Below are 21,496 nucleotides of genomic sequence, written 5' to 3' on the forward strand. Positions count from 1 at the left end.
GGATTGAAGAGAATGATTTTAGACAAGCAGAATTAATCTTTAATAAGTGGATTGATGATGACGCTTCTATTTTAGAAAAAAGAGCAATTATAGCGGCCCTAGCACACCCTCCTGTTTTGAATGAAAAAGATAATGTACTATTCTGCTTTAAAATTACGGAAAGAATTTTGAAAGACATAATTAACTTGGGGAGAGAAATTCGAAAGACTGAAGAATTTCGTGTATTAAGGAAAGGACTTGAGTACGCAATAAGTGTATTTGTTGCAAAACTACCTACTGAAGGTTTTGATCTTATGAAGGAGTGGGCTCAGAAAAATGATCCTGATATAAAGAAAATAATAAAGTCTAATCTAGGCAAGTCTAGATTGACAAAAAAATTCGGGCACCAGGTGAATGAAGTATTTGTTGTACTGAACGGCAACTCTGCCTAACACGATGATTTGCGGCTCCGGCTTTCGCTTTCGACCTAACTTGGTAATTGTCATGATTTTTGAAGTAGGCGAGACTTTGGGGTCAAAAATCGCGCCAACTACCAAGTTCGCAAATCATGGGAACGTTATGTGTAATGCCTGACTTACTAGAGTTAAATATAACAGAACAGGAGATGAGAGATGGAATTGAAACATAAAGGCCATAATTTAATGACAACTGATGAAAAAGTCTTGAAACTGGTATTCCTTTCAAGCTATGGATTAGCGTTAATTACTTTTATAACTTTTGTATTTGCAATGATTGCTGTTCCTATATCAGGTGCAAATGCCCCTAATGGAGGCATTTTATATCCTTATCTAGAGACTATAGAACGGTATCCAAGAGATTATATTTGGCAGTACTTGGCGATGTTTATGATTTGCATCTATTTGATAAACATCATTATTATTAAGACTATTATTAATAAAGAAAAACAAATTTATATTCAGATAGCGAGCTCCTTTGCAATAATTGCAACTGCTACTTTACTCATAAATTATTACGTTCAAGTAAATGTTGTACCTATAAGTTTGATGAATCAAGAATATGAAGGGATTGCCTTAATTACTCAATATAATCCACATGGAATTTTTATCGCCCTGGAGGAACTCGGGTATATAATGATGGCTATTTCTTTTGGGTTTTTAATACCAGTTTTTAGAGGAAAACATACAAACATTATAGCGGTAATTTATTTATTGGCAGTTATAATCGCAATAGTGAGCTTTATTTTTATCAGTATCCAATATGGTTTAGATAAGCTGGACAGATATGAAGTAATCATTATCTCCACAACATGGCTAGTCTTGATAATAAATGGAATACTAACAGGAAATAAAGTTAGGAAATTGTGGAAGTGTAGTAAGTAGCTGGGCACTACACATAACAGGCAGTTCCCAAAACTTAGAATATATGACTGTAATATGACGCTTCGGGAACTGTATATGCTCCGCTATCTCGACAAGAAAAAGGGGTAGATTTGTTAATTACAAAGAGATTGGATAATGTTTCAGCGTCATTACTATACAGGTGAAATCTTCACGAACATATACCCCTGCTCCTCCAAAGAAAGGAGTAGAGGATAATATAATTCGCCATCCATGGCGTAAGATTTATAGGAGGGGAATTAAGTGGGCATTAAATTTGTGCATACAAACCTTGTTGCTACAGACTGGAGAAATCTATCTAGATTTTATGTTGACGTTTTTGATTGTAAACCCCAATATCCGGAAAGAGACCTTTCAGGCGAATGGATAGATAAGTTAACAAATATTAATAACGTTAGGATAAAAGGAATACATCTGATTTTGCCAGGTTATGATAATGGGCCAACCCTTGAAATCTTTGAATATGATCCGGAATGTCCTAAGAATAGGTTTATGATTAATGAGCAGGGCTTTGGACATATTGCTTTTCATGTTGATGATGTAGAAAACGTTGCTGAAAAACTAATTACACATGGTGGCAAATTACTGGGTGAAATAATAAATAAGGATTATGGGGAGATCGGATTTTTAACAGCAACTTATGCTCAAGATCCCGAGGGGAATTTCATAGAAATTCAGAACTGGAGTAAATAACCTTAGAACTGTTTCATATTTTTTGATACAAAGTATTATTTTGCTTATTGTTTGCCTAGTCATATGCACAGCCATCCATTGACGATGGTCGTACCGTCCACGGATGGATTTTTTTGTGGTAAAAACTTCTAAACATTTGATATAAATAATGGGGTTACCTAAGGTGACTAGAGAAAGGATGAACAGATTGATTGATACCAAGATAAGCGATTTTAAATTAAGGTTTGCCGAAATAAGCGATGTTTCATTAATATTGGAATTCATAAAGGAATTAGCTGAGTATGAAAAACTGCTGGATCAGGTAATAGCAACTGAAGATGTTTTAAGAGAGTCTTTATTTGAAAGAAAGACAGCTGAGGTTATAATTGGAGAATTTCAGGATAAACCTGTAAGTTTTGCGTTGTTCTTTTACAATTTCTCAACATTTCTAGGGAGACCAGGTATTTACTTGGAAGATTTATTTGTGAAACCTGAAATGAGAGGGAAAGGTATTGGTAAGATAATGCTTTCATTTTTAGCAAAAGAAGCTATTGAAAGAAAGTGTGGCAGATTGGAATGGTGGTGTTTAGACTGGAATGAACCTTCGATTGATTTTTACAAGCATTTAGGAGCAGTTTCAATGGATGACTGGACTGTATATAGATTATGTAATGAGGAACTAAATGCGTTGGCAAGTTGTTTTGTTGATTAGAACTTTGTCTTTTTGGCATAAAGAGGCCATAGTCTGAAAGTGGGATGAAAAACTTTAAGGGTTGTTAGCGTTCTGATACTGAACACTTGTAATCTTTGTGTTTTTTATTTTGCAGGAATTGCAGGAATAATATATAAATTATAACTTCAAACGATTAGTTATACCAAGGAGTGTTTGCATGAAAAAAAGTAAAATTGCTGAGTCCATAAAGCTGAAAAATCACCCAGTTGCCGTATTACGTTCAAATATTAAACCAGGGGCGGTATGCAGTTTCATGAAGGGAAATGGGGTTGGCGTTATTTCAATGTTAAATGCTGCAGCCAAAGGGCGTGTGGCGATATTTGATGATAAGACCACTACTTGTCAGGGTGGTAAAGTTGGACTGGGGTTCAACCGTTTTCAACTAGGTTTTATTGAATATTTCTTATCAACTGGAGTTGTCGATGGTAAAGAAGGAATTTTACAAGAAGAGTCCAGAGTTAGCTGTCAAATTTGTCACTAGTTTACCTGAAGTTATCCCAAAAACTTATATTGTTATAAAAATGCCCCTGCTGCGAAACGACATGCAGTCAGGGGATTCTTTAGACGACTTAGATTAAATTAAGCAAGCTCGGTTTACCTATAATAATCTTCTAATCTAATGGCAGGTTAATGATTTGACCGACTTGAATAAAATTTGGGTCAACTATTTGTGGGTTAGCAGCAATAATAGCTTCTAGGCTAACCCCGGTGCGTCTGGAAATACTGAGCAGAGTCTCTCCTACCGAAACATATAATTGTGCAGTATTCATTGGTGATGGCAAAGGTGGCGTTACCACCAGATTGATGACTTGATTGACAGAAAGAACGTTGGGATCTACAATTTGGGGATTTTCTGCTGATAACAAAGCTACTGTCAAGCCAAAGCGCCGGGCAATAGTGAAGAAGCTATCTCCAGTTCTTACCAAGTATTGCGCCGGACTAGGTGCTGGAATAGGTAATACTGGTACTACTAACGGAATAGCGATAATCTGTCCTGGAAAAATAACATTGGGGTTAACGATTCCTGGATTAAGTACCATAATCTGCTCTATGGATACACCAAAGGTGCGGGCCAGAGAAAAGAGGGTATCTGTCGGCAGGGCGACGATGTTAAAACGATGCGTTGGATCTTGTGGTCGTGCACATTCACTGAGATCTCCTGTTAGCACCGGACTACCGACTGTACTGGTTTGAGTATTGACAGGTTGAACTATTACCTGCGCCCCGGCAAATAAAAGCGGCCTGGGAATGATTACTGTGCCGGCCCAGGTAGAAGGGCTTTCTTGCGGTAGAGGAAAGCCAAAACCTCCAATGCCAACAATATCAATTAGCGCTTCAAAACCATCAAAATTAGCCAAAGAAGGCAGGCCAAATGCAGTAACGGTAGCCGATTGTTGACCGTCTGGCAGTTGCCTAACTAGTATGGAACCTGTAGCATTGGGAGGAGTGTCTATAGTAGGATGCAATACTGCATTACAAGGAAAGTTAATGGGGATAGGTAAACAGAGTACATCACCCGGATTAATTGATGCTGGGTCGGGAAGAGGGTTGTTGGCGATAATAAGACCCTCATCTACCCCTAATTGATCGGCTAATTGAAAAATAGTATCTCCCGAAATCACCACATAGCGAAAAAAACCTGGCGGGCATTGATTTGGAACTAGTGTATTGGCCATAATAACATTCCTTCCTCACTTGTTACTAGCGTATTTAACTTAGTCCTATCATATTATATGATTTTATGCATACTTAATTTACACTTTGTAGCTGTTATTTCTATGTTATTCCTAGCCTTCTTTCTCCCTTTGTATGGATTATAAAGTATAACTTTTGGTTTAATATGTGCTCTAAATAAACACTATTAATAAAAGCAAAAATTGAGATGTAAATCGAAATGGATAAAAACTTATAGAATTGTCAAATATATCAAGCACTAGGCACCACAATCAAAAAATCTAAATTTTGGAAGGAAAATATGAAAATGGGAGTACCTTTTCGATATGGAGCAAAATGGATGTGATTTCCATGAAAGAAAGTACCCTGTGTAAGATGTTATTCTTTTTAGGTGTATTATTTGTTTTATTGTTGTTAATTGCTGGTTATAATCAAAAACCAGATATAAACATGAGTGAAATACTGGAGAAGTCTGAAGAAGAGTTTAAACAATTAAATAAGGTAGAAACTACTGCGGCTGCATTTGATGGTGAAAGTGATGTTAAGTTTAGACTAATGGTTGAAAAATACCCAACAGAAGAAGAGACATTTTTTTATTTAATAAAATAGTAGAAAATATTGCTCATTACTCTGATCATTCAGATGTATGGGATTATTATAATGGTTATTTCGATATAAAGAGTTATGAAAATGGTGTAATATATGAAGCGACTAAACTTATTGGCGAAGATTTGCAAATCCACTAAAATACCACACACAAGAGATAGTTATACACTTTATTAAAATGAGGTAAATCATAGATGATGCGTAAAACTTTTTTTTTAGTATTGATTGCATATTTTATGTTACTTGGTTATTGGATGCTCTTTGGTTTCGGCAGAATTGCTGGTTCAATGTATATGTATAACCTGGAGCCATTTTCAACAATCAAGCATTTTCTTAACTTTAACAAATTAAACAAAAATGTCTGGGTGATTAATCTTATAGGGAATATTGGTGTGTTTATTCCCTTTGGATTTTTAATTCCATTGGCATTGAAATTATCTTACCTTAAATCACTGGGTGTTTTTCTAATTGGGCTAACATTATTAGAAGTATCTCAGTTAATTACTAAACGTGGGAGTTTTGATGTAGACGATTTCATTCTAAACTCGTTTGGATTCATATTAGGATATGTTGTTTTCAAGTTAATGACTATGTGGGTAAACTCAAGGAGAGGCGGAACCATATAACAATATACTTCCGCAAGGGCGCATGCAGAATTGGCAGCGGCCGTCTCGCCAAGCCTTAAGCTTGGCAGCGTCTGGAAAATGCTTCTTTAAACGAAAAACGTTGAAAGGGGGGGGGTTCCTCTATGCTTAGGATAGATTAGTGATGAGAAAGGTGAGACACGCATGGTGCTACAAGAAATGAGGAAGTATTTTGACATTCTTACTGACAAAAATTTCATCTATTCTTATCATTAGCTGTTGAACCTTGAATTATTCAAGCTTGAGTATAACGGAAAAAACAGGTTAATGTAAATTTTAAAACCCCTAATAATTTCACAAAAATAGTATAATAATGGTAGAAAAAGATAATAGGAATAGAAAAGGTATCTAAGGGGTTACTGATAAAGTTTCCTAGTTAACTCGAAGAATAATACGAGCAAACAATTATTATTGAGGGGCTTCCAATTATGTTAGTTAAGAGGAATAGTTTTACTTATCTTACCATGTTAATTATCGTTATGATACTAGGTTTAGGTACTAGATATTTTTCAGTGTATTTGCCTAACTGGATTACTCTATATTTAGGAGATACTTTATGGGCACTTATGGTTTTCTTTTTGTTTGGCTTCATATTTAAGACGGCGAAAACGAGATGGATTGTTGCGCTAACCCTTTTATTCTCCTTCAGTATTGAAATAAGTCAGTTGTATCATTCACAGTGGATTGATGCTTTGAGACAGACAAGGTTAGGTGGATTAGTTTTGGGGTACGGTTTTTTGTGGAGTGACTTGGTTTCATATAGTATTGGAATTGTAATGGGAGTGTTTGTTGAGAAATTCATATTCTTTAATAGCAAACCATAGTGAATAATATTAAATTTCTGTAGACAGAACGATACAACGTGAATAAGATTTTTTATCAAAGAGAAATAGGCACTAATATTATTATTGAAAGAGATCGTAAATAACCGATCCGAGGTGATATTTGATGGGTGAGGGGAAATAGAGTTTGCATATATCATAATACCGGGCGTTTTATTCATACTGGCTTCTTATATGACAAAAGGATATTTCCTGAACCATTCGGCAAATGCATAGGCTAATTCCAAGTTAGCCCTCGGTTATGGTAAATTAGAATTAGAAATTAACACATCGTGGTGTTAAGTGTGGCATAAAATGTTGTAGTGAACACAATAAATCGGTATTTATATATTGCTTTGAATGCCAGAAGTTCCCTTGCTCAAGGATGAAAATATGCGTTCATCGAAATTTTTGTCTTTAGTGCAAAAAAGAGTATAAAGAATAAGTTTTAACTGGTGTTCATACCGTGACTCGGAAAGATGACGCAAAGGCTGCATAACATAATACAAACTGAATTGAGGCTAGATTATGGAAGTAAAAATTAGACGAGCAGTAGAAAGTGATAAAGATATTTTTGTTGGATTCACAGTAAAATTAGGCAAATTCAATCGGAGCAATCTTAATAATGAATGTAAGTATGATGATTTCGAATCAGTTCTTAATTCAATACAAAGGAAGGCTGAAGAGATTTTTAATAATAGAAATGAAGATACATTAATCTTAATAGCTGAATTGAAAAATATACCTGTAGGATACGCTTTGGGAAGAATACTTAAACAGGATGAAACTGCGGATAATGGAACAGGTACTATGGGACTTTTTGATGAAGTATTTGTTGATGATACAGCAAGAGGCCTTGGATTAGGACAAAAATTACTGGATGAGACAATGAAGTGGATGAAAGAAAGAGGAATTGATAGAGTCAAATTACATGCATATTCTTGGAATAATAATGCAAAGGAACTATATCAGCGTAATGGCTTTAAAGAATATGCTGTATCATATGAAATGTTTATTGGGCGAGGACCCAAATAATCGTATATCTTTTTTATAAGTGAGGCTACAGAGTTGACCATTGGAGAGGATTTCATGAATAATTCATTATTAAGATACCAGTTATTTGAGGTTGGACAGGAGAATATTGTTTCAGATATGGTGTGGGAGGTTTTTAGTGAATTTGAAGCTCCTTATTATTCTGCTGAAGGGGTTAATACATTTAAAGAGTTTATTCATCCCCAAAGACTTGTTAGTCAGATAATTAGTAATGATTTTAAGATTTACTGCTGTTTTGAAGGAAATGATCTTGTCGGTGTCTTGGCATTTAGGAATACATCTCATATTTCACTATTGTTTGTTAAAAAGAGCCACCAAAGGATTGGAATTGCAAAGGAACTTTTAAGAATAGCTACAATGGAATTATTAAAAATTGATCCTGATTTACAAGAATTAACGGTAAATTCTTCACCATATGCTGTGATAATATATGAAAAACTTGGCTTCAATGCTACTAATACAATGCAGGAAAAACATGGTCTCAAGTACAAACCTATGAAGAAGTGTTTACGTTAGTTATTATTGGCTCTTTTTAGGGTGTTACGGTGTATATTAAGAGCTGAGGATTATGGGCTATAAAGCAAGTAGATCGATCAAGGTATGAAATTGCAGAGTCTCTTAATGTAGATTTTCGAGTATATTACCACTACTCAATTAACTATGCCTTAGAATTTTTATTATTAACTAGGTAGGAGGAGGAAGATGACGAATTTTAAAACCATAATTGGATATACGCCTGGTGTAATTGGTAGAGTTTCCGAGTTGCATGCCAAGTATTACGCTGAAAACTGGAATTTTGGACATTTTTTTGAAGGAAAAGTTGCTAGTGAGCTTTCGAGATTTGTAAATAATTATAACAATTCCCGCGACCGTATTTGGTCATTAGTCTTGGATGGCTCTATCGAAGGATCTATTACCATTGATGGCTCTTCTGAAAAAGAAAATATTGCTCATCTTAGATGGTTTATTATTTCGGAGAAATTGCGAGGAAAAGGAGCTGGAAACTTTCTTATGGAGCAAGCTCTTTCATTTTGCAAGGATGCCGAATTTGAAGGTGTTTATTTATGGACTTTTCAGGGACTTTCCTCATCTGGGCATATTTATGAGAAATTTGAATTTCAATTGACCGAAGAACGACCTGGAGACCAATGGGGCACAACCGTTATAGAACAACGTTTTGATCTTGTAGTATAATTGAAGGGATGGTTAACTAAAATTTATAACTTATGGAGGATGATAGACTAATGAGTTTAAAAAATAGGATTGAAGAAACCGCTTTTACGGAAGGGTTGGATATAATTCGGTTTACCAATCCAGGATATTTCAATTATGCATTGCCGGAGTCGCCAAGGAGTGACCCGCGTATTTCCCTTCCATCCTCTCAAACACTTATTATTTGTGGAATTTATATAGGTGGTTTTGAAATACCTGATACGAAAGACCCTAATATAGGACAATTAAGTAGACTAATATTGTCAAGCTTCTATTTTGATGTGGTAAAACCGCTTGATTCTATAAAATCTATTCTAAACAAAGAAGGATATACAGCCATTCAATGTGACGGCTATTCTGATAAATCTATATTACCTCTAAAGCTTGCAGCGGTTCGTGCAGGTATTGGTTGGCAAGGAAAAAATTCCTTGTTGATCTCAAAAGAGTATGGCAGTTTTATTGCTTTAGGGGGTATTATTACAGATGCATTATTAGAATACGACAGGGTTGCACCTCAAAAAAATCTTTGTGGAGATTGTGATGCTTGTAGAACTGCGTGTCCATTAAATGCATTAGAAGAACCTTATAAACTTAATGTATCTAGATGCTTGTCAAGTTTACTAGAAGGTGAAGAACTGTCTGAAGAGATAAAGAATGTGATGGGAAACAAAATTTTAGAATGTGATTTGTGCCAGCTGGCTTGTCCCTGGAATAAAAAACTTGATAATAAAGGGGTTAAATCTAACTATAGATGGAGCCTAAATGAACAATTTGGAAACTTAAATAAATTTTTTAATATGAATAATTTAATCAAGCTGACTGAAGAGGATTTTAATAAATACTTGGGATACGCTTTAGTCGGTGTAAATTACAATATGTTTCGCAGAAATCTCATGGCTGCCATGGAGAATTCAGTAAATAAATGCTAATATAAACAAAGAAGATGCTATTTTAATGGTGGTAATTAAAACGAAAACATATGAAGAAATTATATTAAAAGAACTTATTATGTGGCAAATAAAGATGGTTAAGAAGCCATCCTTATCAAACCGCTTAACTAAGGGTGTGCAAAATAGAGTTAATAACATAGTCCCGGATAAGGTCCACGAAGTAATTACAGGTACAATAAAGAACATGGTAAAAGCGGTCTTGTTCGGATCAGGGTTCATCACAAAAAAACCTTTAGTAGGGGTATCGCTAGAAGACCGTGAAAAGTTAGTAAAAGAAAGCATTGCTTTTTATAAGAGAACTGCTGCAATTAGCGGTGCTGGAACTGGTTACGGGGGCATCCTCCTAGGACTTGCGGATTTGCCTGTATTACTAAGCCTAAAAATAAAGTTTCTTTTTAATGTAGCTAGTCTTTATGGTTTTAACGTAAGCGACTATAAAGAAAGAATATATATTCTATATATTTTTCAATTAGCTTTTTCAAGCCAAGAAAAGAGAAATAAGGTATATAAACAAATATCAGACTGGGAAAATAAAAAGCAAGAATTGCCAAAGGACATGAACCTATTTCAGTGGAAGGAATTTCAGCAGGAATATAGGGATTATATTGATATAGCTAAAATGCTTCAGTTAGTTCCCATAATAGGAGCACCTATTGGAGCATTTGCTAATTATAGATTGTTGGATAACCTGGGAAAAACGGCTATGAATGCTTACAGATTAAGATTAATTAAGAGTTGAAAAGAATAGGAAAAAATAGTTACGTCACTAATAAGAGAGTAGGGTTAAATAATGAGAAAGGCAGAAAAGGAAATCAAGGATAATGCAGATATTGAGCAAGTGTTACACCGAGCTGAAGTTTGCAGAATTGGTTTATGCAGAGGAAATGAACCTTATGTAGTTCCAATGAATTTTGGATATCAAGATAGATGCTTATATCTTCATTCAGCTAAAGAAGGTAAAAAAATTGAATTCATAAAAGCAAATAACAAGATCTGCTTTGAAGTTGGTGTAGATTATGAAGTTAAAGAATCAGAAAATCCTTGTAACTGGAGTATGAACTTTTCTAGTGTTATAGGTTTGGGAAAAGCATATATAATTGAAGATTTGGAAGAGAAGAAAAAAGCCTTAGATGTAATTATGGGAAAGTATTCATGCAATAACTCATTCAGCTACTTGGATAAGGCAGTTGAACAAATAGCAATTATTAAAGTAAAAATAGAAGAAATAACAGGTAAAAGGTCTGGAATATAATAGATTATTTTCGTACCTTACTAAAATAAATGAGCATACCTAATACTTCTAGCAATACAGCAGCAGTAAATAAATAGAAACCAGTCTTATAGCTATATACTGTACTTGCCCTACCTACTATCAGGGGTGCAAAGAACATGCCTATTCCCCAAAAAAGATAATATGCTCCTGAAATGGTGCCTTTTAAAGAATTCGGAACAGCCTCATTAAGAAAGGCCATGGATGAGAGATAGAACACACCAAGTCCAAGACTTGCAACGAATAGTACTATACTTATCCAAGGAAGAACTAGAATGGGGAATATTATAATTCCACATAAAGCTAATACTAATCCTCCTAACATAAAGATTTTTCGTCCCATTCTATCTGATAATGGACCAGTTATTATTTGGGAAATACTTATTGCAGCATAAAAAAGAGAAAAGAAAATTCCTATATGTATCTCATTGAAATTCTTTAAGGTAATTAAAAACGCGGGGATGACAGTAAGGAATATTCCATATCCCGCACCATATACTGTAATTCCTAGTAAAGTAACAAGAATTTCTCGGTTAGCAGCTATCTTGACTATCTTATTGAAACTTATTGGCTCTATTGTGCCTCTCTCATCTGAATTAACATCATCCACCATAAAATAAATAACTAATGATCCAAGAAAGCAGACGATTGCATAAAAGAGAAAGACTTCATTTCCGGACAAAAGAGTAGCAAACACAATCCCAAGGATAGGGCCAATTGTGAGGCCAATATGGATGGACGCATTATATAGTCCCATAATTTGTCCTTTTATGAGTGGATACTTTATTGATAAAAGTGCTGGGGCAAGTGCCCAAATAGGTGCCTCTCCAATACCTTGCATAAGTCTACCTAGGAAAATAATATTAACGTTTTTAGTAAAATAAAAAAGCAATCCAGTCATTGTACATAGAATATAGCCAAAGATTAAGAATTGTTTAAATCCGAACTTATCTGATAGATTCCCTATAGGCAACTGAAAGAGTATGTAGGAAAGTGCGAAAGCGGAAGCTAAAATACCTACCAACTCTCCTGATCCGGTTAGGACAATAACCTTTTGTGGAAGTATGGCGACTATCATTCCCACTCCCAGCATCATAAGAAATACAGCAAGGTTTAAGCCTATTAGTGTTTTATTTCTAAACATGAGGAAAAACCTCCTAACAAGTTAAATTTAGGCACAAAAAAACCATGCATTTTAAAGATACACGGCGTAAAGTTTTTTATAAAATTTTACTTCAACATAAATCATGAATTACCGTTGCTCTTAAAATATTTCAACACTATTTAATTTGTAGAAATAAGAGCAACTCTTAGCATATTAAGTAACCATCCTTTTATTTGACTTATACCTTCTATGGTGCAATTATACTATATAGTTCTGTTCTACTTCTACAACTTTTTTAAAACATCATTCTAAGTTTATTTGGAAGGAGTTGAATGTGTAAAACAATGTATGAATATAGGTTTATTAAAATAAAGCTTAAGTCAGGATTTAAAGGAAGAAAGCCTGAGGAAGACTATCATGAAATCATTGAACAGTACGCAAGGGAAGGTTGGAGGTTAGTTCAAATTTTTGCACCAGCTATAAGCGGATATGGTGCAGCAGAGTTTTATGAACTAATATTCGAAAGGAATAAGTAAAACAGATAAAAACTGGATAAAGAGTGAGAAAATTAATTAAGAGCCTTTTTTAAGGGGTGTATCTTTACCTTCTCCTACAAAAAATGCTTTAATTGAATTGATGGGGGGTTGTTCGGCTATATAGAGACTACCATCAGTATCGAGCAGGGCTAATAGTACTTTATGTGGCTCTTTTAACCCCCTTTTAGAGAGTTCGCTTTCAAGCCACTTGTTATTTAAACCTAAATTATGCAAGTTAGCCTTAAAAATTTTACCATCAACTATTAGAGGTGTAGGTATACCTTCATAACCTGAGTCTATTTTAAGATCTGTAAGTTTGACAGGGCGGGCTTGAGACTTTGGAATAACCGATAGTTGGCCATTGGCTTCTAGAGTAGCAAATTCAATATCTTGTATTCGGTGATAACCCTTTATTCTAAGTCCAGCCATGAGTTGATTCATATTAATTTGGTTCTTAATTAGATTAGCTTTAACTATACGACCGTTGCGTATTAGTAGGTCTGGTTGTCCACCTAAAATATCCTTTAAATAGTTATTTAAAGTACCAACACTTATGAGTGTGTGCATTAAAGCTAGGACACCTAAGGCTACGAGCGCATTTAGAAGAGGAACATCTCGGTTGACTATTAGTGCTGCTGAAGCTGAACCTATCAACATCATCACTACAAAATCATATGGTTTTTGTTGGAACGTTAGTCCTTTACCTAACAAACGAAGAAGAATCAAGGACCAGATATACACTATAACTGCTCTAGTCACAACTTCCATAACACAAACTCCTTTCTTGATAAAAGCACCTTTTGATGGAGTTGAAAGATAGTCTCTAATATTGTTCTCCATTATATATAATTAATACCAAGAAATAGCAAATGTCTGATTGTATAGCATATTAGCACCGCATAATTAATTTGACAATTCTAGAGTAGAGTTGGGTATACCGTAGCTTCCCGAATTATTATCAATAAATATTGGTATTGAGGCAGGCTTAAATGTAAATGTTGAAAAGGAGATTACGAGGATAATGCCTAATACTATTGCCATAGATCCATAATATCGACCTAAAGGTTTGGCGACAAGTAATTTATAACTTGCATATTGTCCTAAAATAACAGCAATGAAAAATATACTAATATCTATGGGGAATAGATTGAAGCCTATTATTCCAGTATAGGTATAAAATATTACAATTATTGTAGCAGGGATGATAAAAAGCGAAGTAGCTTTTGCTAGAACATAATTATTTGCTTTGTTCTTTATAAAATAGTATTCTGCTAGAAAGAAAAGTAAAGCAGGCCAAAAACCTATCTTACAGTGCTCCCAAACACTTTCATTTACGGCAAAGAATAAAGCTAAGGGCTTCCATTGGTTGAACCAAAAGAATGCAAAATGAAAGACAAACCCAAGTATAATTATTACTATTGCACCGTAAAACTCCCAATAAAGAACACCTTTTTCATTACTAATTCCCATATGAGTATTACACCTCCCCTAAATAATATTATGCTGGAAGCAAGTATTATAGAGCGAAGAAAGTGTCAAAGAATGCAAATTGTAATGATGCAGATCTAAGAACAGTTTTAATTAGCATAAAGAAAAACAACGGATATTACCCGTTGTCCACATTTCTTATTTATTTAACCGATCAAAGTATGGTTGAATTTTAGCTACTAATTCATTATATTCCTCTTGTTGATCAGGTGTTAGCTTTGTAACATCCACTTGCCCCAATTTTTCTCTTTCCGAAGTAGACATATCTCCGTGCTTTACCATAAAGAAAACTAGATCCTTGGCTAAGACAGCAAATTCCCCAAATTCTTTTGGGCTTAAAATTTTGGATGCTTTGTTTAGCTTATTATCAAAGTAGCCAAAACAAGAAAGTAAAATTAAATATCGAAAAAAAGAATGATTCTGTCATGATTAAAAATTTAATAATTGGTATAATGTTACTAGTAAGTCTTAATTAATTTTAATCTAGAAAACTGTTTTGAGATGATGAAAAAATATCTGGAGGAGTACTTTATGAGGTTTTTATTAGGGGAAGATGTATTTGATACATTAGAGGATGTGTGTTTCTGTGTAGTTGTAGCCAGAGGAATCGATAATGCAACAAAAACAATAAAATTGATGCTTCTATTACAGATGGGCGCCTAAGAGATGGGACATAAATAAGCATAGCTCTTGAGCTTGGAGGAGATAAAATGTATGATGTGGTAATCGTAGGAGCAGGGCCCTCAGGGGCTACTTTAGCTAGACTGATTGGGAATAGATTTAGGGTGTTATTAATTGATAAGAGACAGCTTTTAGATGAAAAGAATGGAACTGATGAAAAGTGTTGTGGGGGTCTTATTGCCCCTGATGCTCAATATATGCTGGGAAAATTAGGACTTGGAGTTCCTAAAAGGGTATTAGTAGGCCCCCAATTATTTACGGTAAGAACTATGGACTTACAAAGTAATATTGAAAGATACTACCAAAGACACTATATTAATATAGATCGAGGAAAATTTGACTCGTGGTTAGTATCATTAATTCCACCATCTGTTGACATAAGATGTGGTTCTCAGTTTAAAACTTTTGAACGTACAGGGGGAAACTTCAATATTAAGCTTATCTATGATGGAAAAGAGTACATTGAGAGGGCAAGAATACTGGTAGGTGCAGATGGGGCTTTTTCAACCGTACGCAGGCAACTGGCCCCCTTACTGTTTCAAAAAAAATATGTAGCAATACAAGAGTGGTATAAGGTACAAGATACTTTACCTTATTTTTCAGCAATTTTCGATAGTGAAATTACAGATTTCTACTCATGGACTATTCCAAAGGAAGATTATCTGCTGGTCGGAGCAGCTGTACCAGTAAAAGAGAATGTTGGCTACAAATATAACTTATTAAAAAAGAAACTGTCAACTTGTGGATTTGAATTAAAAACATTAGTAAAGAAACATGGTTGTTATATAATTCGACCCGAAACTGGAGCTCAAATCTATTTAGGTGAAAGCAATGTAATGTTTATCGGGGAAGCAGCTGGCTGGATTAGTCCAACATCTGCTGAAGGCTTAAGCTATTCATTTAGAAGTGCATTGGCTTTAGCTAAAAGCTTAAAGAGCAAATCAGAAAACTATCTATCAGACTATATCCAAAACACCAAAGGTTTAAAATTTAATATATTTACCAAAAACTTAAAAGCACCTTTTATGTATAACCCCTTGATAAGAGGACTTGTTATGAAAACAGGAATATCCAGCATGAATATGATTGATAGTGATTAGTAAAAACCACAAATCAAATTCTTTGAGGAGATAGATCATTTAAATGCTAATAAATAGAAATAGTTTTGTATACTTTATTCTTATATTAACCTCGATGTCTTTGGGTTTTAACTACTAGATTTTTTTTCAAGTACCTACCAAGTTGGAGTTTATTATATTACCGCGTTAGTCGAACCAAAGATACCCCTCCGTTATGTGCAAATACAGCATCTCCATTAGCTGCAGGCGGAGCTAGTTTTCGACCAGTAGGTGCTGTTAATTTAACCTTTAAAATAAATATTAGAAAGGAAAGTAGATATGTGGACAAGAAAAGAACTTAAAGAAAGAGCAAAGGCGGTTTTGAAAAACATCTATTGGAAGGCATTCTTAATAAGTATGGTTATTCTATTAGTAGGAGGTAAAGATAGTGGAATAGGCGGGGGAAGCAGCAGAAGTAGTGACTCAACAAACAACATGGCTTTTGATTTTACTGATCCGAATGTCTTATATTCCATAATATTTATTATAATTGCAGCAATAGGAGTTATAATGCTTGCTGTCACATTACGTATTTTTTTAGGGTACCCTTTAGAGGTTGGGGGCAGAAAGTACTTTGTGCAATCCGCTCAATACAAGGATAATAAAAAATGCTTTAGGTTTGCCTTTAATGGGCAAAATTATTTTGGAATAGTCTTTACCATGCTGCTGAAAGGAGTTCAAAACTTTTTGTGGTTTTTACTTTTGATTATTCCTGGCATTATTAAACTATATGCATATAGAATGGTACCATATATTTTGGCGGATAATCCCAATATAGGAGCCAAAAAAGCAATTAAACTTAGTGACAAAATGACGAAGGGGCATAAATTTAAGATGTTTGTATTGGATCTATCTTTTCTTGGATGGTACTTGCTTGGAATTTTGGCTCTGGGAATTGGTGCGCTGTTTGTAATGCCTTATGAAAATGCAACTAAAGCAGAGCTATATTTAGTGTTCCGTAAAACTGCTCTAGAAACAAATATGTGCAGTTATGAAGATTTATTGCTAAATAACTGAGCTATTTCTTTTGGGTGAAATCATTTTGAAACTGCTTATGATAATAATGAAAGAAAATATCTGGAGGTATACTTTATGAGATTTACGGTAGAAGAGAATGTATTTAAAACATTGGAGGATGTATGTTTTGGTGTAGTTGTAGCAAGAGGAGTAGATAATGCAACAAAAAACAATGAGATTAAAGATATGTTAGAAAATAGTATACGAGAAATTAGCGAACAACTAAAAGGTGAAAATATCAAAGAACATCCTAAAATAATTCCATACAGAAATGCCTTTGGAAAGTTAGGGTTTAACCCAAATAAATTTGCACCTTCTGTAGAAGCACTAGTAACCAGGATTCTAAAAGGGAACCAAATTCCAAATATAAATAATGTTGTGGATTTAGCTAATTCTATATCCATTAAACACATACTACCAATTGGTGCACATGACATTGACTTGGTACAGGATGATATCACAGTCAGGTTTTCTGCGACTGGTGATAGTTTCATCCCCTTTGGAGCATCAGAGCCCGAATTATTAGAAACTGGAGAATTAGTGTATGCAAGTGGGAGTAATATTAAAACAAGAAGATGGATATGGAGACAAAGTGAACAAGGGAAAATTACTGAAAGAAGCACAAATATCTTCTTTCCAATAGATGGTTTTATAAATGATAATTATGGATCTGTAATCTTAGCTCGAGATGAATTAGCCTTAATGTTACAACAATTATTTGGTTGTGAAGTGAAAGTTGGCATTATTTATAAGAACAATCAAGGGCTAGATTTACAAAGCTGAGTTAAAGTACAATAATATATAAAAACAATGAAAAATAAGGAGAAGTATGATTATGAAAAAACCCATCATTATTGGAACTTTTGCTCTGCTATATATATTAGTTACTTTTTTTGGAATAGGCCCAGTATTACTTGCAGACGGTTCAATGCAAGAAAGAGTTATTACGCTGGTAATTATAATTATCATATATGTATTACTAACCTTTGGTTTAAAAAAATTACTTAAGTCTATAAAGGATTAAGGGTAATATAAACCACTTAGTGTAGAGATGCTTTAATTTTAAATTAAAAGCCGCGAGGAAGAATGCCTATGAAAGTTTATAGGAACGGGGGATGATTATGTTTCAATTTTTTAAAAGGATATTTCTAGGGGATAAATGCTATTTCTGTAATAAGCCAACTCAGGATAAAAGATACTATTTGGATAAGGAAGGAAATAAAATAGCAGTTTGTGGATTATGTGCGGAGTATGCTGAAAGAAGGGCTTATAGAAAGCATAAACAGGATTCTTGAACTCAGGTGGAGTTTTGACTCCATCTGAGTTTTAGAAACCGTTATCCAGGGACGTAGCGCCACTTATCTCCTACTTGTAGAAGATAGGAGTCTTAGTGGCGATAGTCATCGGATAAATAATTGTTAGTTAGGTGGGATTTATAAAATGATTATTCGAAAAATGATTGCAAGTGATATCCCTCAATTAGCGAAGTTATACAAACAATTTTGGAATGAAGACTCATGTATTGATAAAATGAACAATCAGTTTAATAAAATATGCCAAGCAGATACACATGTATTACTTAGTGCAGTTGAAAACAATAGACTACTTGGTTCTGTAATGGGAGTAATCTGTGAAGAACTATATGGTTCTTGTGAACCTTTCATGGTGCTGGAAAATATGATAGTGGATAAAGAATCTAGAAACAAGGGTATTGGTAAGGCATTAATATCTAAACTTGAAGAAATTGCTGCTGAAAGAAACTGTACCCAAATAATTCTTATAACAGATAATAATAGGATTGATGCTTGCAAGTTTTATGAAACTGTAGGATATAATCCTGATACACACCAGGGATTCAAAAAGAAATTGAAATGAGGATAATGACATGATATTGTAGTTGTATAGAGTTAAAATAGGGGTAGATTAAATGAATGAAAACCAATCTGAAAAAAGGATGCTAGAAAAAGCTGCTATTGAATTGTTTATATGTTCATTCAAAGAGATTTTTGGTGTTGAATATAAGGTTGTTTGCTATCAAGAACGTCCTGATGCCATCCTTGAAGATCCAGAAGGAAATAGGCTGGGTATGGAGGTTACTCATCTTTTTTATGATGAATTAAAAGCAAAAATTCTTTTGGGTAAGTCTAATAGTACTGGACATAAAACTGAAAGTTTTTATAAATATTTAGATGTTTTGAATGACTTGTTAGATAAGAAAGCTAAGACTGGATTAAATTATCCAATTGGATATCCGTGTTCATTATTGATTAGGGATACCTCTCCAGTATGGACAAAGGAGGATTTTGAAGAAGCTAACTCCTTGATCAAACTACCCCAAAAAGTCTATAAAGATATATGGTTACTTACTCAAGATAAAATTTCTATTTGGTCACTATTTAAAATTGACTAGAATTTTTTCGTGATATCATACCAATTGCAATAGTAATATTATTAATGGGCAATGAGATGATAGAGTACAATCTGGAGAGGAATGATCTAATGAAGAACCCATGTGGTACTGCTTGAGCAAATAAATATATCAATTGCAAAGCACATTTTCAGAAGGAAAAATATAACTAAATTAGAGAGAGGTCTTATTATTGTATTATGTTTATATTATTGAATGTAAAGACGGAACATTATACACGGGTTCCACCATTAATATTGAGAAAAGGTTAGAAAAACATAATCAAGGAAAGGGCTGTAAATATACACGTGCTAGATACCCTGTTATATTAAAACATTTTGAAGAATTCACAACCAAGAGAGAAGCTTTACAAAGAGAATACTTCATAAAGCAATTACCAAAAGAAGAAAAATTAAGCCTAATAGGCTACGATTAATGTTATTCTATCAGAATTAAAAAAACTGCCCATGAAGGGCAGTATTTTTATGCTTTAACTACGTTTTCAGCTTGCAGTCCGCGATTTCCTTGAACAACGTTGAACTCTACACGCTGTCCTTCATCTAGCGTTTTAAAACCGTCACCTGTAATTGCAGAAAAGTGAACGAAAACATCGTCTCCACCTTCTACTTCAATAAAACCAAAACCTTTTTCTGCATTAAACCATTTTACTGTACCTGTTTGCATTTTAGAACCTCCAAATATTTGTTGATTTGTTTTGATGGATAGTGAAGAAAAGACTTCACACATTATAGGGAGTATCATTCACCAAAAAATGTTACCCTTTATAATATGTGAAAAAGAAACTTCACATATACAACATTTAATAGATTACCATTATTTTTTATATTTGTCAAGAAACATACTCAAAAGGATAAAGTGTCTATAGCCGTGATCAATTACCAAAAGAATAAAACCTTTTTCAGAATGTTACTGAAAAAGGTTTGTAATATCTACCAATTATTTTTACGTGGTTGATAACAATCTTTGCAGTATACTGGTTTATCTCCACTTGGTCTGAAAGGTACAGTAGTAGATTTGCCACAAGTAGCACAGGTAGCAGGATGCATTTCTCGCTCTTGTGATGAACGACCGTATCCTCCTCCACCCCTATTTGATCTCATTTGTGCTTTTTTAGCAGATCGGCACTCAGGGCAACGACCGGGCTCATTAGTAAAACCTTTCTGTGCATAGAATTCCTGTTCTGAAGCAGAAAACACAAATTCCTTTCCACAATCCTTACAACTCAAATTTTTATCTTCCATGAAAAAACCTCCAAAAATTTATTGCCCGGTGCAAAGCTAATCCAATAAACTTCCCTGACCATAGGAATCGAGGAGGTTAAAGTGTATACCTTAGCATTTTCTAGGCAAATCTAGTATAACCAATACTTAGCAAAATTAAAAGAGAAAAATAACTTTTAGTGCATAAAATTACTTTTTTTAAATTATGATACCTATAAAATTAGGTGCTTAGACTTAAATGAAATCTAATAATCTAGTTTTATGGTATAATTATTTCTAGTAGATTAATGCTGGGATTACATTTAAAATATGCTTTACAGATGGAGGTAATAGTAATGTTGATGCTAAAACAACTTGTAAGCTGGATAGGACATATATTTATTGCCATTACTCTAGCATTAATAATTAGTATATTTATTTTGCAACCTACCCTGGTTATCGGGGAATCAATGGAATCTACCCTACACAATGAAGATAAGATTATTATTAACAAGCTAGTTCGAACACTTAAATATGAACTTAATTATGGAGATATTGTTGTTATTGATAGTAGGGTCAATAGGAAACGTACAATTATTGATGATATAACTGATAATCTTAAGAATAATTCATTAGCAAACAAATTATTTAATAGAGAAAATGAAAGTATATACTGGATAAAAAGGGTAATAGCTAAATCTGGTGATACAATTCAGTTTAAAGAAGGAAATGTATATATTAATGGAGAGATTTTGAAAGAGTCATATATAAAAGAGCCTGCATTTTATCCCACAGATGAGGTAATAGTGGTACCTCAAGATTATATTTATGTAATGGGAGATAATCGGAATTATAGCAAGGATAGCAGGCAAATTGGCGCGGTGCCAATTGATAACGTTATAGGGACGTTAATCTTAAGGTTTTAGATATT

At 34.1% G+C, this 21,496-nt stretch carries 27 protein-coding genes and 2 pseudogenes; 23 read left to right on the forward strand and 6 right to left on the reverse strand.

Annotated elements, in window-relative coordinates:
• The 5 genes and pseudogenes from APF76_11825 (at position 1) to APF76_11845 (ending at position 3,293) form a co-directional block, all read left to right on the forward strand.
• Positions 1 to 431, forward strand: a pseudogene (locus APF76_11825).
• 180 nt (positions 432 to 611) lie between these two features.
• The gene (locus tag APF76_11830) at positions 612 to 1,340 is read left to right on the forward strand and encodes a hypothetical protein (GenBank protein KUO53496.1); all 729 of its coding nucleotides are present in this window, start codon (positions 612 to 614) and stop codon (positions 1,338 to 1,340) included.
• Positions 1,341 to 1,601: 261 nt separating this feature from the next.
• Positions 1,602 to 2,051 carry a glyoxalase gene (locus tag APF76_11835; GenBank protein KUO53497.1) on the forward strand — a complete coding sequence of 150 codons (450 nt, stop codon included), beginning with the start codon at positions 1,602 to 1,604 and terminating at the stop codon, positions 2,049 to 2,051.
• A gap of 178 nt (positions 2,052 to 2,229) precedes the next feature.
• A complete protein-coding gene (locus APF76_11840; protein KUO53633.1) occupies positions 2,230 to 2,742 on the forward strand; it encodes a GNAT family acetyltransferase in 513 nt (170 codons plus the stop codon).
• 178 nt (positions 2,743 to 2,920) lie between these two features.
• A pseudogene (locus tag APF76_11845) lies at positions 2,921 to 3,293 on the forward strand (hypothetical protein).
• 81 nt (positions 3,294 to 3,374) lie between these two features.
• On the opposite strand, the gene APF76_11850 reads toward APF76_11845, so the two are convergent.
• On the reverse strand, positions 3,375 to 4,439 hold the full coding sequence (locus APF76_11850; protein KUO53498.1) for a hypothetical protein: 1,065 nt from the start codon (positions 4,437 to 4,439) through the stop codon (positions 3,375 to 3,377).
• A 349-nt stretch (positions 4,440 to 4,788) separates the two neighbouring features.
• On the opposite strand from APF76_11850, the gene APF76_11855 reads away from it, so the two are divergent.
• The 9 genes from APF76_11855 (at position 4,789) to APF76_11895 (ending at position 10,975) form a co-directional block, all read left to right on the forward strand.
• Positions 4,789 to 5,046 carry a hypothetical protein gene (locus APF76_11855; protein ID KUO53499.1) on the forward strand — a complete coding sequence of 86 codons (258 nt, stop codon included), beginning with the start codon at positions 4,789 to 4,791 and terminating at the stop codon, positions 5,044 to 5,046.
• 194 nt (positions 5,047 to 5,240) lie between these two features.
• Positions 5,241 to 5,669, forward strand: coding sequence for an antibiotic resistance protein VanZ (locus APF76_11860; protein KUO53634.1), 429 nt, complete (start codon positions 5,241 to 5,243; stop codon positions 5,667 to 5,669).
• A 446-nt stretch (positions 5,670 to 6,115) separates the two neighbouring features.
• Entirely contained in the window at positions 6,116 to 6,511 is a 396-nt protein-coding gene (locus APF76_11865) for a hypothetical protein (protein KUO53500.1), read from the forward strand.
• A 525-nt stretch (positions 6,512 to 7,036) separates the two neighbouring features.
• Complete coding sequence (locus APF76_11870) at positions 7,037 to 7,543, forward strand: hypothetical protein (protein ID KUO53501.1); 507 nt, start codon at positions 7,037 to 7,039, stop codon at positions 7,541 to 7,543.
• Positions 7,544 to 7,597: 54 nt separating this feature from the next.
• A complete protein-coding gene (locus tag APF76_11875) occupies positions 7,598 to 8,077 on the forward strand; it encodes a hypothetical protein (GenBank protein ID KUO53502.1) in 480 nt (159 codons plus the stop codon).
• A 186-nt stretch (positions 8,078 to 8,263) separates the two neighbouring features.
• Positions 8,264 to 8,755: a hypothetical protein gene (locus APF76_11880; GenBank protein KUO53503.1), complete on the forward strand. Its 492-nt coding sequence runs from the start codon at positions 8,264 to 8,266 to the stop codon at positions 8,753 to 8,755.
• A 50-nt stretch (positions 8,756 to 8,805) separates the two neighbouring features.
• On the forward strand, positions 8,806 to 9,702 hold the full coding sequence (locus APF76_11885; GenBank protein ID KUO53504.1) for a hypothetical protein: 897 nt from the start codon (positions 8,806 to 8,808) through the stop codon (positions 9,700 to 9,702).
• A 25-nt stretch (positions 9,703 to 9,727) separates the two neighbouring features.
• Positions 9,728 to 10,462 (forward strand): ABC transporter-associated protein EcsC, encoded by a 735-nt coding sequence (locus APF76_11890; GenBank protein KUO53505.1) that lies wholly within the window; start codon positions 9,728 to 9,730, stop codon positions 10,460 to 10,462.
• A gap of 51 nt (positions 10,463 to 10,513) precedes the next feature.
• Entirely contained in the window at positions 10,514 to 10,975 is a 462-nt protein-coding gene (locus APF76_11895) for a pyridoxamine 5'-phosphate oxidase (GenBank protein KUO53506.1), read from the forward strand.
• A 4-nt stretch (positions 10,976 to 10,979) separates the two neighbouring features.
• Here APF76_11895 and APF76_11900 read toward each other — a convergent pair whose 3' ends face one another.
• Entirely contained in the window at positions 10,980 to 12,137 is a 1,158-nt protein-coding gene (locus tag APF76_11900; GenBank protein KUO53507.1) for an MFS transporter, read from the reverse strand.
• 305 nt (positions 12,138 to 12,442) lie between these two features.
• Between APF76_11900 and APF76_11905 the strand changes: the two genes are divergently transcribed.
• A complete protein-coding gene (locus APF76_11905) occupies positions 12,443 to 12,634 on the forward strand; it encodes a hypothetical protein (protein KUO53635.1) in 192 nt (63 codons plus the stop codon).
• Between the two features lie 36 nt (positions 12,635 to 12,670).
• On the opposite strand, the gene APF76_11910 is transcribed toward APF76_11905, so the two are convergent.
• Together APF76_11910 and APF76_11915 are read right to left on the reverse strand one after the other, a co-directional pair.
• Complete coding sequence (locus tag APF76_11910) at positions 12,671 to 13,402, reverse strand: hypothetical protein (protein ID KUO53508.1); 732 nt, start codon at positions 13,400 to 13,402, stop codon at positions 12,671 to 12,673.
• A 135-nt stretch (positions 13,403 to 13,537) separates the two neighbouring features.
• Positions 13,538 to 14,104, reverse strand: coding sequence for a hypothetical protein (locus tag APF76_11915; GenBank protein KUO53509.1), 567 nt, complete (start codon positions 14,102 to 14,104; stop codon positions 13,538 to 13,540).
• A 728-nt stretch (positions 14,105 to 14,832) separates the two neighbouring features.
• On the opposite strand from APF76_11915, the gene APF76_11920 reads away from it, so the two are divergent.
• The 7 genes from APF76_11920 (at position 14,833) to APF76_11950 (ending at position 19,781) form a co-directional block, all read left to right on the forward strand.
• Positions 14,833 to 15,903: an oxidoreductase gene (locus APF76_11920; GenBank protein ID KUO53510.1), complete on the forward strand. Its 1,071-nt coding sequence runs from the start codon at positions 14,833 to 14,835 to the stop codon at positions 15,901 to 15,903.
• Positions 15,904 to 16,200: 297 nt separating this feature from the next.
• Positions 16,201 to 16,938, forward strand: coding sequence for a hypothetical protein (locus tag APF76_11925; protein KUO53511.1), 738 nt, complete (start codon positions 16,201 to 16,203; stop codon positions 16,936 to 16,938).
• 75 nt (positions 16,939 to 17,013) lie between these two features.
• Positions 17,014 to 17,721: a hypothetical protein gene (locus APF76_11930; GenBank protein ID KUO53512.1), complete on the forward strand. Its 708-nt coding sequence runs from the start codon at positions 17,014 to 17,016 to the stop codon at positions 17,719 to 17,721.
• A gap of 52 nt (positions 17,722 to 17,773) precedes the next feature.
• Positions 17,774 to 17,962 carry a hypothetical protein gene (locus APF76_11935; GenBank protein ID KUO53513.1) on the forward strand — a complete coding sequence of 63 codons (189 nt, stop codon included), beginning with the start codon at positions 17,774 to 17,776 and terminating at the stop codon, positions 17,960 to 17,962.
• Between the two features lie 416 nt (positions 17,963 to 18,378).
• Positions 18,379 to 18,813, forward strand: a complete 435-nt coding sequence (locus APF76_11940) for an acetyltransferase (protein KUO53514.1) — start codon at positions 18,379 to 18,381, stop codon at positions 18,811 to 18,813.
• Between the two features lie 52 nt (positions 18,814 to 18,865).
• Complete coding sequence (locus tag APF76_11945; GenBank protein KUO53515.1) at positions 18,866 to 19,348, forward strand: hypothetical protein; 483 nt, start codon at positions 18,866 to 18,868, stop codon at positions 19,346 to 19,348.
• Between the two features lie 190 nt (positions 19,349 to 19,538).
• On the forward strand, positions 19,539 to 19,781 hold the full coding sequence (locus APF76_11950) for a hypothetical protein (protein KUO53516.1): 243 nt from the start codon (positions 19,539 to 19,541) through the stop codon (positions 19,779 to 19,781).
• Positions 19,782 to 19,828: 47 nt separating this feature from the next.
• On the opposite strand, the gene APF76_11955 is transcribed toward APF76_11950, so the two are convergent.
• Positions 19,829 to 20,029, reverse strand: coding sequence for a cold-shock protein (locus tag APF76_11955; protein ID KUO53517.1), 201 nt, complete (start codon positions 20,027 to 20,029; stop codon positions 19,829 to 19,831).
• Between the two features lie 266 nt (positions 20,030 to 20,295).
• A complete protein-coding gene (locus APF76_11960; GenBank protein KUO53518.1) occupies positions 20,296 to 20,607 on the reverse strand; it encodes a zinc-binding protein in 312 nt (103 codons plus the stop codon).
• 314 nt (positions 20,608 to 20,921) lie between these two features.
• Here APF76_11960 and APF76_11965 point away from each other — a divergent pair, with 314 nt between their 5' ends.
• Positions 20,922 to 21,491, forward strand: a complete 570-nt coding sequence (locus APF76_11965) for a S26 family signal peptidase (GenBank protein ID KUO53519.1) — start codon at positions 20,922 to 20,924, stop codon at positions 21,489 to 21,491.
• Positions 21,492 to 21,496: the final 5 nt, after the last annotated feature.

It is taken from the genome of Desulfitibacter sp. BRH_c19 (assembly GCA_001515945.1).
Taxonomy (GTDB): Bacteria; Bacillota; DSM-16504; order Desulfitibacterales; family Desulfitibacteraceae; genus Desulfitibacter.